A 9,954-nucleotide genomic window follows, 5' to 3' on the forward strand; every position below is an offset into this window, starting at 1 on the left:
GCTTACGGTGACGCATATCAATGCCTTGGCCGGGGCCCTCGGCACCGCCCGGCGGACGGTCGAGGCCGCGCAGGATGCGCTGCTCGCCCGCGCGGTAACGTTGCATCCGGCCGGTTTTGCCCGGCTGGATCCCGGCATGTTCCGCGACGCCCGGCCTGAAGTGGCCGATGGCGCGTTGGCGCGCGCTCTGCTGGCGGTTGGCGGGGCGATCTACCCGCCGCGCGGCGGCCGGCTGGAGCGCCACACCGGCGCGGGGGCGTGGTCGCGCCCGGCCCCCCCGCCGTGCGCGGCGCGGTGGAGCGCCACAGCGCCGCCCCCGGCGGCAGCGGCCGGGCCGGGCTGGTGTCCCCGGGGGGCTGGTGGGGCTGGTCGGGCCTCAGCGGTCGCACGAGGCATCCTCCAGAATCCAGCGGCACAGATCGGCGAACCCGATGCCGCACTGCGCCGCCTGCTCGGGGCTGAGCGACGTGGGCGTCATCCCCGGCTGGGTGTTCACCTCAAGCAGCACCAGCCCGTCCAGCCCGCGCGCGGCATCCCAGCGGAAATCGGCGCGGCTCAACCCCCGGCAACCCAGCGCGCGGTGCGCGGCAAGCGCCATGTCCATGCAGGCGTCGAACACCGGGCCGGGGATATCGGCGGGCACCACATGGCGCGACCCGCCGGGGGTGTATTTCGCGCTGTAGTCGTACCAGCCGTCGGTCACGATGTCGGTCACCGTCAGCGCCCGGTCGCCCAGCACGCTGACCGTCAATTCGCGCCCGGGGGCGAAGGCCTCGACCATCACCTGGTCCGGCATCTCGGGGCCCAGCGCGGGCGGGGCGTCGGCGGCCGCATGCACCAGATAGACCCCGACCGAGGACCCCTCGTTGTTGGGCTTGACCACATAGGGCGGCGGCAGGGCATGGGCGCGCGCGACGTCCGCCGCCGGGACCAGCAGGTGCGACACGACCGGCAGACCGGCGCTTTCGAAGGCGGCCTTGGCGCGGGCCTTGTCCATCGCCAGCGCCGAGGCCAGCACGCCCGAATGCGTGTAGGGGATGCGCAGCCATTCCAGCAGGCCCTGGACGCAGCCATCCTCGCCCCAGCGGCCGTGCAGGGCGTTGAAGGCGATGTCCGGGGAAATGTCGCTCAGCCGCGCGGGCAGGTCGCCGCGCGCGTCGATTTCCGTCACCTCGTACCCTGCCTCCCGCAGCGCGGCGGCGCACTGACGCCCTGACGACAGCGACACCTCCCGCTCCACGGAAAGGCCGCCCATCAGTACCGCAACCTTGGGGGCTGTCCTGCTCGACATACCCGCCATCGCCTCAAACTGGGCCGGTGAGTCCGGCCTCTGGATCAACCCTCAGCCTGGCGTCGGTTTGTCCGACTTGATGCCCGGCCGGGCGGCGGGTTCACCGACCCGCCTGATCTCCCACTCTAGCGTAATTCCGCTGTGTTGGGAAACCTTCTTTCGCACGTCTTCGCCCAATCCTTCGAGGTCCGCGGCGCTGGCGCCCCCGGTATTTACAAGGAAATTAGGATGTTTTGTCGACATCTGCGCGCCGCCACGCCGCGCGCCACGCAGCCCGGCGGCGTCGATCACCGCCCAGGCGGTGTGCGCCAGATCCTCGTCCGCGCGCCCGGTCGAGCTGTGCCCGCCGGGGTTGCGGAAGGTGGAGCCCGCGCTGCGCTCGCGCGTGGGTTGGCTGGCGTCGCGGGCCGCGATCTGGGCGGCCATGGTGGCCTCCAGCGTCGCGGGATCTGCGGCGGGGGCGTCGAAGGTCGCCTGCGTCAGAACCCAGCCGTCGGGCAAGGCGCTGCTGCGGTAGCCGAGCGCGAGGTCGGCGGGCCGGAGCGTCACCACCGCGCCCGCCCGCGTGACGGCCCGCGCGCCCACCAGGCGGTCCGCGACATAGGTGCCATAGCAGCCCGCGTTCATGCGCACGGCGCCGCCCACCGTGCCGGGAATCGTGCGCAGGAACGCAAGGTCCCGCCCCGCCGCCGCCGCCCGCCGCGCCACATGGGAATCGAGTGCGGCCGCCCCGGCGGTGACCCGCCCGTCCGCGATCGCGATGCCGCCAAAGGCCCGGCCCAGGCGGATCACCACGCCCCGGATGCCGCCATCCCGCACGATCAGGTTCGACCCCACCCCCATCGGGAACACGGGCACATCCGCCGGCAGCGCCGCGAGGAACCCGGCAAGGTCGGCCTCGTCCGCCGGCTGGAACAGCCAATCCGCCGGTCCGCCGACCCGCAGCCATGTCAGCTCGGCCATGGTCCGGTCACGGGTCAGTGTCCCGCGCACCGCGGGCAGTTCGGAGGGGGGATCGACGCTCATGCCCGCGCAGGTAGCGCCCCGGCCCGCGCCACGCAATGGCCGCGCCCCGCCTTCTGCATCGGACCCCACGACAACCGATCCCCGGCGCACCGGGCCCCGGACTGCATCCAGCGCGGTGTCAGATCCGGAAGAACGGCTGCGCCAGACGCGGCAGCATGGTCGAGAACCGCAGCGGCGCGTCCGTCGCCGTCAGGCACAGGCAGTGCTGGTCGGCGCCCGCCCTGGGGGTGTGCTGGGTTTCCTCGGTGGCGATCTCGATGTCGCCGCGATAGAATTCGTCGTCCTTGTCGAAGAACGCCCCCTGCAACACCTGCGTCAGCTCCAGCCCCCGGTGGCCGTGATCGGGCATGGCGACCCCGGCGGGGATATGCATCAGCCGCACCGTCGCCCCGCGCGCCGCCGGCAGGATCGCCTGCTTGACGCCGCCGCCCAGCGGGCGCCAGCGCACCGCCTCCAGGTCGCCGCCGACATAGGCGCGCAGCGGTGCGGGGAACACGCCCGCGGGAGGGCGCGCCACGATGGGGTCCTTGCCGCGGTCGCGGATCATCCGCAGCGTCGCCTCCAGGCTGCCGTCGGCGACGGGGGCCGCGGGGGTGTCATCGAGCACGGCACCGCCCACCGCCTCCAGCGCGCCCAGACGGGCGCGGCATTCGTCGCACAGCGACACATGGGTCGCCACCACCAGGTCGAACGCCTCGGGCAGGGTGCCCGCGGCATAGGCCAGCAGCAGTTCGTCAGAGAGGTGATGTCGGATCGTCATGTCTCTACTCAACTCATGGCGTGGCGCAGGCGATCCAGCGCCAGGCGGATTCGTGACTTGATCGTGCCCAGTGGCAGGCCTGTCTGCGCGGCGATCTCGCTGTGCGACAGCTCACCGAAGAATGCCTGTTCGATGAGGTCGCGCTGGTTGCGGGGCAGTTGGGCGATCGCCTCGGCGAGGCGAGCGCTTTCCTGCTGGAGTTCCATCACATCGGCCTGATCGGGCTCCGGCTCGGGGCCCCAGCCCAGATCCTCGGGCTCGGGGCGGCGCTGCTTGCGCAGCGCATCGATGCGGCGATTGCGCGCGACGGTAAAGATCCAGGTCGCGACGCTGGCGCGGGTCGGGTCGAACAGATGCGCCTTGCGCCAGACGGTGGCCATGACCTCCTGCGCGCACTCCTCGGCCAGTGCCTCACCGGCGCCGCTGCGCATCAGGAAGCCCTTGATGCGCGGGGCGAAATGGCCAAACAGCTGGGCGAACGCGACCTCGTCCTGCGCATCGCGGATGCGCAGCATGTGATCGACCCAGTTTTCCGCGTCCGCATTGCCCACGTCCGCCACCGTACGTCGCTGCGCATGCGGCGCAACCCCCGCCGCCCCACGAAAGATGGGGTGCGGTGCAAATTTTTCGAGGCTTTCGATCCCGATCAACATGCCTGATATACGCGGGCAGGGTGCAAGTGGATCACTGCGGAGATTGTCATCCGGTCCGCGCGCCACGACGTAGAAGAAGCAAGCCTCTGGAGACGTGAATGCCGTTCGAGACCCCCCCCGCCGCGCCCCGGCGCATCGCCGTCATCGGCGCCGGTATCTCCGGCCTTGCGGCCGCCCATCTTCTGGGGGGCGCGCACCGGGTCACGCTGCTGGAGGCCGAGCCGCGACTGGGCGGGCATGCGCGCACCATCATCGCGGGCAAGCGCGGCGACCAGCCCGTGGACACCGGGTTCATCGTCTTCAACCACGTCAATTATCCGAACCTGACGCGGATGTTCGCGGATCTGGACGTGCCCACCGCGCCCAGCACCATGAGCTTTGGCGCCTCGTTCGACGGGGGCCGGTTCGAATACGCGCTGCAAAGCCTTGATTCGCTGTTCGCGCAGCGCTCCAACATCCTCGATCCGCGCTATCTCCGGATGTTGCGCGACATCCTGCGGTTCTTCAAGCTGGGCGGCACGCTGCGCGACGACGACACGCTGACGGTGGACCAGATGATCGCGCGGCTGGGGCTGGGCCGGTGGTTCCGCGACCGGTTCCTGCTGCCGTTCTCGGGGGCGATCTGGTCCACGCCCTCGGAGGATGTGGGCAATTTCCCCGCCGCCGCGATGATCCGCTTCTTCGAGAACCACGCGCTGCTGCAATATTCCGGCCAGCACCAGTGGCACACCGTCCGTGGCGGATCGATCGAATACGTCCGCCGGATGGAGGCCGCGATGCGCGCGCAAGGCACCGATCTGCGCGTGGGCGCCGCCGTGCAGGCCGTGCGCCGCACCGATGCAGGCGTCGAGGTCCGCGTCACCGGCGCCGAGTGGGAGGCGTTCGACGAGGTCATCTTCGCCAGCCACTCCGACCAGACGCTGGCGATGCTGTCGGATGCCACCGAGGCCGAGCGCACGGCGCTGTCCAAGGTGCGTTACCAGCCCAACCGGGCCGTGCTGCATGCCGACGAAAGCCTGATGCCCAAACGCCGCAAATGCTGGGCCAGCTGGGTCTATACCGAGGCCGCCGACCACACGCCGGGCCCGATCTCGCTGACCTACTGGATGAACTCGCTCCAGCCGATCCCGCAGGACGATCCGATGTTCGTCACCCTCAACCCTCGCCGGCCCATCCGCGAGGATCTGATCTACGACGAGGCGATGTTCCACCACCCGGTCTATGACCTCGCGACGCTGCAGGGCCAGGCCGAGATCCGGTCGCTGAACGGCACCCGAAACACCTGGTTCTGCGGCGCCTGGATGCGCAGCGGCTTCCACGAGGACGGCTTTGCCAGCGCCGTGGACGTCGTCACCGCGATGGAGCGGCGCGACGCCGAACAGGTGCCGGCATGACCGACCGGGCCGCGCCGGCGCCCGCGATGGGCGGGCCGCTCGACATCGTGTCGGGGCGCACATTCCACGGGCGCGAGGGGGCGGTGGAGAACGCCTTCAACTACGGCGTGGACTATCTGCTGGTCGACCCCGAGGAGGCGCCGCGCGGCCCGTGGTTCTATCGCCGCAACCGCGCGGCGCCGGTGGCGCTGCACGACCGCGACCATGGCGGGCCGCGCGGGCAGGGGCGCGGGGCGCCCTGGGCGCGCGAGGTGCTGGCCGCGCACGGCGTGAGCGCCGCCGACGGCCCCCTGCGCCTGCTGGCCCAACCCCGCGTGCTGGGCGGCGTGTTCAACCCCGTCAGCTTCTGGCTGGCGCATGACCGCGCGGGCGCGCTGCGCGCCGTGATCGCCGAGGTCAACAACACCTTCGGTGACCGCCATTCGTATCTGTGCGTCCACCCCGACCAGCGCCCGATCACCCGCCACGACCAGATGTCGGCGGCCAAGGCCTTCCATGTCTCGCCGTTCCAGGCGGTGGACGGGGGCTATACCTTCCGCTTCGACGTGCGCGCGGATCGCGTGGGCGTGTGGATCGACTATCGCGGGGCGGAGGGGCGGTTGTACGCGACGCTGACGGGGCGGCGGCGGCCGCTGACCTCGGCGCGGCTGGTGGGCGCGCTGCTGCGCCGCCCGTTCGGGGCGGTGCGGGTGCTCGGGCTGATCCACTGGCAGGCACTGCGGCTCTGGCGCAAGGGCGCCACCTTCCACACCCGCGCCGAGCCCCCCGTCGACGAGGTCAGCCGGTGAGGGCAGCGACCCCAGCCCGCCGCGGGGGCCTGCCCGGTTATGCGCTGTTTGCGGCGCTGCTGGCGATGGCGGGGCTGCCGATCTACATCCATGCGCCAAAGTTCTACGTCGACGGCTATGGCGTGTCGCTGGCGGCGCTGGGGGTCGTGCTGGGGGGGCTGCGGCTGCTGGATTTCGTGCAGGACCCGGCGCTGGGCTGGCTGGCCGAGCGGACGCGGCACGCGCGCGGGCTGGCGGTGGCGGTGGCGGGCGCGGTGATGGCGCTTGCGATGCTGGGGCTGTTCGCGGTGGCCCCGCCGGTGGCGCCGCTTGTGTGGTTCGCGCTGACGCTGACGGCGCTGTTTTCCGCCTTCAGCTTCCTGACCATCGCCTTCTACAGCCAAGGCGTGGTCAAGGCGGGCAGCCTGGGCGCGCGGGGGCATGTGCGGCTGGCGACCTGGCGCGAGACGGGCGCATTGCTGGGCGTGTGCCTGGCGGCGGTGGCGCCGACCGCGCTGGCGATGGGGTCGGACGCGCCGTTTGCGCTGTTTGCCTGGGGATTTGCGGTGCTTGCGGTGCTCGCGGTGCTGGGGATGCGGGGGGAATGGCGCGCGGCCCCGGTGGCGCAACCCGGCGGGTTTGGCGACATCCTGCGCGATGCCACCGCGCGCCGGCTTCTGGTGATCGCGTTCCTGAATGCAGCCCCCGTGGCGGTCACCTCGTCGCTGTTCCTGTTCTTTGTCGAGAGCCGGTTGCAGGCGCCGGGCTGGGAAGGGCCGCTGCTGCTGCTGTTCTTCCTTGCCGCCGCCGGGGCGGCCCCGCTGTGGGGGCGCGCGGCGCAGACATACGGGCCCAAGCGCGTGCTGATGCTGGGCATGACGCTTGCGATCGTGTCGTTCGTGTTCGCGGCCCTGCTGGGACCGGGCGACATCTGGCCGTTTGCGCTGGTGTGTCTGGCCTCGGGGGCGGCGCTGGGTGCGGACCTGACGCTGCTGTCGGCGATCTTTGCGCGGCGGATGGAGCGGATCTCGCCCGACGCGTCGCGCGGCTTCGGGCTGTGGGCGTTCACCACCAAGGCCACGCTGGCGGTGTCGGCGGTGATCGTGCTGCCGTTGCTGGGGGCGTCGGGCTTCGTGTCGGGCGCCGAGGTCGCCAACCCCGAAACCGCGCTGGCGACGCTGACGCTTCTGTACGCCGTGTTGCCCTGTGGGCTGAAACTGGCCGCCCTCGGGCTTCTGGCGGCCACGAGACTGGAAGAGAGCTGATCGATGGACACCACACTCTATATCCTGCTGGGGGCGGTTCTGTTGCTGGGCGGGGCGCTGGTTGCAGGGCGCCTCGTCGGGTTTCGCGCGCAGAGACCGGCCGATTATGCCGGGCAGGGGCCGCAGTTCGATCTGCGCGAACACCTGACCGGCCCGATCCTGTGCGAGGGCGTGATCTACGGACCGCTGGGGCGGGTGTCGTCGCGCTTCGTGGCCGACATGGAGGCCAGCTGGGACGGCGACACCGGCACGATGACCGAACACTTCCGCTATGACAGCGGCGCCACCCAGACCCGGCAGTGGCAGCTCACGCTGACCGACGGCGGCGGCATCAAGGCGACGGCGGCCGATGTGGAGGGCGTGGGCGAGGGCTGGGTCTCGGGGCCGACCGTGCTGTTGCGCTACCGCATCCGCCTGCCGGAAAACGCGGGCGGGCATGTGCTGGACACCACCGACTGGATGTATCTGTGTGACAACGGAACGGTCATCAACCGCAGCCAGTTCCGCAAATTCGGCATCAAGGTCGCGGAACTTGTGGCCACCATGCGCCGGAAGGATTAGGACAGCCCCGACCAGGAAACACAGGGGAACACCGGATGCGCGACTGGGCTGGCAAACGTTACTGGCTGGTGGGGGCAAGTGAAGGATTGGGGCGGGCCCTGGCCCACCGGATGAGCCGGTGCGGCTGCAGCCTCGTGCTGAGCGCGCGCAGCCGCGAGCGGCTGCAGGCGCTCGCCGACGAACTGCCGGGCCTCGCCGAGGTCGTGCCGATGGACGTCAGCGACATGGCCTCGGTGCGCACCGCCGCCGAAACCGTGGGCGAAATCGACGGTCTGGTGTTCCTGTCGGGCGTCTACTGGCCGTTCCCGGCCACCGAGTGGGACGCCGAGAAGGCCGTCGCCATGATCGATGTGAACTTCACGGGCGCTGCGCGGGTGCTGGGCACGGTGGTGCCGGGCATGGTTGCGCGCGGGGCGGGGCATGTCGTGCTGACCGGCAGCCTTGCGGGGTTCCGGGGCCTGCCGGGGTCGATCGGCTATGGCTCGTCCAAGGCAGGGCTGATGCATCTGGCCGAATCGATGCGCTGCGACCTCCAGGGCACCGGCGTGGACGTGCAGGTGGCCAACCCCGGCTTCATCCGGACCCGGCTGACGGACAAGAACGACTTCCGCATGCCGTTCCTGATGGAACCCGACGCGGCGGCCGACGCGATGTTCACCCACATGTCCGGACACAGCTTTGCCCGCAGCTTTCCGGGGCTGTTCTCGCTGGTGTTCCGGGGCGCGAATTTCCTGCCCGACGGGCTGTATTTCCGGCTGTTCGGCGCGCGTTGACGGGCCGGGGCCTCAGCCGTCGCGGAAATGCTTTGACAGCTTGAGGCCCTGCCCCTGATAGTTGGAGGCCAGCCCGGCGCCATAGAGGACGTCGGGCGCAGCGCTCATCCGTTCATAGACGAGGCGGCCCATGCCCTGGCCATGTTCCAGCGCAAAGGGCGCCTCGTAGCAGCGCACCTCCAGCACGCCGCGCGCGCCGGTGCCGCCGGCGGGGCCGTGGCCGAAGCCGGGGTCGAAGAAGCCCGCGTAGTGGACCCGGAACTCTCCGGCCATGGCCAGATAGGGGGCCATCTCGGCGGCATGGCTGGGCGGGATGTGGACCGCCTCGCGGCTGACGAGGATGTAGAACGCGCCGGGGTCGAGGATCAGCCGCCCGCCTTCGCCGTGCAACTCCTCCCAGAACTCGGCGCGGTTGTACGCGCGCAGGCGGTCAAGGTCGATCACCCCCGAATGCGGCTTGGCCCGATAGCCCAGCGGAGTCCCGGGCGCAGGCCGCAGGTCGACCGAGAACGCCAGCCCCCCCGAGATCGCCGCCGGGCCCGCCACCAGCCCCTCGCGGGCGTGCAGCTCGGCCAGCTCCGCATCCGACAGCGCAGCCTCGCCGCGCCGCAGCCGCAGCTGGTTGAGGCGCTGGCCCGGACGCACGAGCACGGAGAAGGAGCGCGGGCAGATCTCGGCAAAGAGCGGCCCGCTGTAGCCGTCGGGGACGCGGTCGAACTCCACGCCTTCGTCGGTGATGACGCGGGTCAGCACGTCCAGGCGCCCGGTGGAGCTCTTGGCGTTCGCCGCCGCCTGCAGCCCGGCGGGCAGGTCCAGCGTCTCGCACAGCGGCACGACATAGACGCAGCCCTTTTCCAGCACCGCGCCGGGGCGCAGGTCCATCCGGTGCATCTGGAAATCATCGAGCGCGCGCGCCACGCTGCGTCCCGGTCCCGGCAGGAACGAGGCCCGCACCCGCGCCGCCCATGGCCCCAGCCGCAGATCGAGGCTGGCGGGCTGCACCTGATCGACAGCTACATCGGGTGTCCCCGAGATCCCCCCGGACGTAATCAGCGCCCGCAGGGATTGGGAGGGGAGAACACCTTCAGCCATAACGGCTTTCCTGAAACTTGGTCGGGCCGGCGAGATTCGAACTCACGACCTTCCGTCCCCCAGACGGACGCGCTAACCAGACTGCGCCACGGCCCGACGCGCGCGGTATAGGCCCGATCCGGGGGCGGGGGCAAGGGCAATTCCGACGGGAATTGATGTCGCGTGCGGGGTGGCGCCGGGCCGATCGCCGGGGCCTCATGTCCCGGCCGTACCGTGGTGCGTGCGCAGCCGCGCGGCCAGCGCGGAACAGCGGCCCAGAAGGTCCGCCGCCCGGCCTGCGTCGACGCCCTCCAGCCCCCGCAGCCGCGTGACCGCACGCCGCGGCGCCGCGGTGTCGCGCGGCGTCGGGGCCGGGGGGAGCACGCGGGGGCT

General features: G+C 71.2%; 11 protein-coding genes and 1 tRNA gene. 5 read left to right on the forward strand and 7 right to left on the reverse strand.

The window, feature by feature from the left end; all coding sequences use genetic code 11:
- The 5 genes from CCR87_RS16985 to CCR87_RS08950 form a co-directional block, all read right to left on the reverse strand.
- On the reverse strand, positions 1-244 hold a 244-nt coding region (locus CCR87_RS16985), incomplete at its 3' end, for a hypothetical protein (protein ID WP_207186600.1).
- 132 nt (positions 245-376) lie between these two features.
- Positions 377-1,300: a D-alanine--D-alanine ligase gene (locus CCR87_RS08935; RefSeq protein WP_201157182.1), complete on the reverse strand. Its 924-nt coding sequence runs from the start codon at positions 1,298-1,300 to the stop codon at positions 377-379.
- A 42-nt stretch (positions 1,301-1,342) separates the two neighbouring features.
- On the reverse strand, positions 1,343-2,317 hold the full coding sequence (gene murB / locus CCR87_RS08940) for a UDP-N-acetylmuramate dehydrogenase (protein ID WP_201157183.1): 975 nt from the start codon (positions 2,315-2,317) through the stop codon (positions 1,343-1,345).
- Positions 2,318-2,435: 118 nt separating this feature from the next.
- The gene (locus CCR87_RS08945; protein WP_201157184.1) at positions 2,436-3,077 is read right to left on the reverse strand and encodes a ChrR family anti-sigma-E factor; all 642 of its coding nucleotides are present in this window, start codon (positions 3,075-3,077) and stop codon (positions 2,436-2,438) included.
- Positions 3,078-3,085: 8 nt separating this feature from the next.
- Positions 3,086-3,592: a sigma-70 family RNA polymerase sigma factor gene (locus tag CCR87_RS08950; RefSeq protein ID WP_242511934.1), complete on the reverse strand. Its 507-nt coding sequence runs from the start codon at positions 3,590-3,592 to the stop codon at positions 3,086-3,088.
- Between the two features lie 236 nt (positions 3,593-3,828).
- Here CCR87_RS08950 and CCR87_RS08955 point away from each other — a divergent pair, with 236 nt between their 5' ends.
- Genes CCR87_RS08955 through CCR87_RS08975 form a run of 5 tightly spaced genes read left to right on the forward strand, consistent with a single transcriptional unit; the run spans position 3,829 to position 8,490 of the window.
- A complete protein-coding gene (locus tag CCR87_RS08955) occupies positions 3,829-5,124 on the forward strand; it encodes an NAD(P)/FAD-dependent oxidoreductase (RefSeq protein ID WP_201157186.1) in 1,296 nt (431 codons plus the stop codon).
- Positions 5,125-5,150: 26 nt separating this feature from the next.
- Positions 5,151-5,912 (forward strand): DUF1365 domain-containing protein, encoded by a 762-nt coding sequence (locus CCR87_RS08960; RefSeq protein ID WP_201157190.1) that lies wholly within the window; start codon positions 5,151-5,153, stop codon positions 5,910-5,912.
- Positions 5,909-7,156 (forward strand): MFS transporter, encoded by a 1,248-nt coding sequence (locus CCR87_RS08965; protein ID WP_338048902.1) that lies wholly within the window; start codon positions 5,909-5,911, stop codon positions 7,154-7,156. Before CCR87_RS08960 ends, CCR87_RS08965 begins: the two co-directional genes overlap by 4 nt.
- Before the next feature lie 3 nt (positions 7,157-7,159).
- The gene (locus CCR87_RS08970; RefSeq protein WP_201157187.1) at positions 7,160-7,717 is read left to right on the forward strand and encodes a DUF3833 domain-containing protein; all 558 of its coding nucleotides are present in this window, start codon (positions 7,160-7,162) and stop codon (positions 7,715-7,717) included.
- A 35-nt stretch (positions 7,718-7,752) separates the two neighbouring features.
- Entirely contained in the window at positions 7,753-8,490 is a 738-nt protein-coding gene (locus CCR87_RS08975; RefSeq protein ID WP_201157188.1) for an SDR family NAD(P)-dependent oxidoreductase, read from the forward strand.
- 12 nt (positions 8,491-8,502) lie between these two features.
- On the opposite strand, the gene CCR87_RS08980 is transcribed toward CCR87_RS08975, so the two are convergent.
- Together CCR87_RS08980 and CCR87_RS08985 are read right to left on the reverse strand one after the other, a co-directional pair.
- On the reverse strand, positions 8,503-9,582 hold the full coding sequence (locus tag CCR87_RS08980) for a 2'-deoxycytidine 5'-triphosphate deaminase (protein WP_201157189.1): 1,080 nt from the start codon (positions 9,580-9,582) through the stop codon (positions 8,503-8,505).
- An 18-nt stretch (positions 9,583-9,600) separates the two neighbouring features.
- Positions 9,601-9,678 (reverse strand) — tRNA-Pro (locus CCR87_RS08985).
- Positions 9,679-9,954: the final 276 nt, after the last annotated feature.

Source organism: Rhodobaculum claviforme (assembly GCF_016653255.1).
GTDB classification, from domain to species: domain Bacteria; phylum Pseudomonadota; class Alphaproteobacteria; order Rhodobacterales; family Rhodobacteraceae; genus Rhodobaculum; species Rhodobaculum claviforme.

Bases quoted from the DNA above. Each gene is read 5' to 3' on its own strand.
- CCR87_RS08935 (WP_201157182.1), bottom strand. From the start codon at position 1,300: ATGGCGGGTATGTCGAGCAGGACAGCCCCCAAGGTTGCGGTACTGATG.
- murB (WP_201157183.1), bottom strand. From the start codon at position 2,317: ATGAGCGTCGATCCCCCCTCCGAACTGCCCGCGGTGCGCGGGACACTG.
- CCR87_RS08945 (WP_201157184.1), bottom strand. From the start codon at position 3,077: ATGACGATCCGACATCACCTCTCTGACGAACTGCTGCTGGCCTATGCC.
- CCR87_RS08950 (WP_242511934.1), bottom strand. From the start codon at position 3,592: ATGCTGCGCATCCGCGATGCGCAGGACGAGGTCGCGTTCGCCCAGCTG.
- CCR87_RS08955 (WP_201157186.1), top strand. From the start codon at position 3,829: ATGCCGTTCGAGACCCCCCCCGCCGCGCCCCGGCGCATCGCCGTCATC.
- CCR87_RS08960 (WP_201157190.1), top strand. From the start codon at position 5,151: ATGGGCGGGCCGCTCGACATCGTGTCGGGGCGCACATTCCACGGGCGC.
- CCR87_RS08970 (WP_201157187.1), top strand. From the start codon at position 7,160: ATGGACACCACACTCTATATCCTGCTGGGGGCGGTTCTGTTGCTGGGC.
- CCR87_RS08975 (WP_201157188.1), top strand. From the start codon at position 7,753: ATGCGCGACTGGGCTGGCAAACGTTACTGGCTGGTGGGGGCAAGTGAA.
- CCR87_RS08980 (WP_201157189.1), bottom strand. From the start codon at position 9,582: ATGGCTGAAGGTGTTCTCCCCTCCCAATCCCTGCGGGCGCTGATTACG.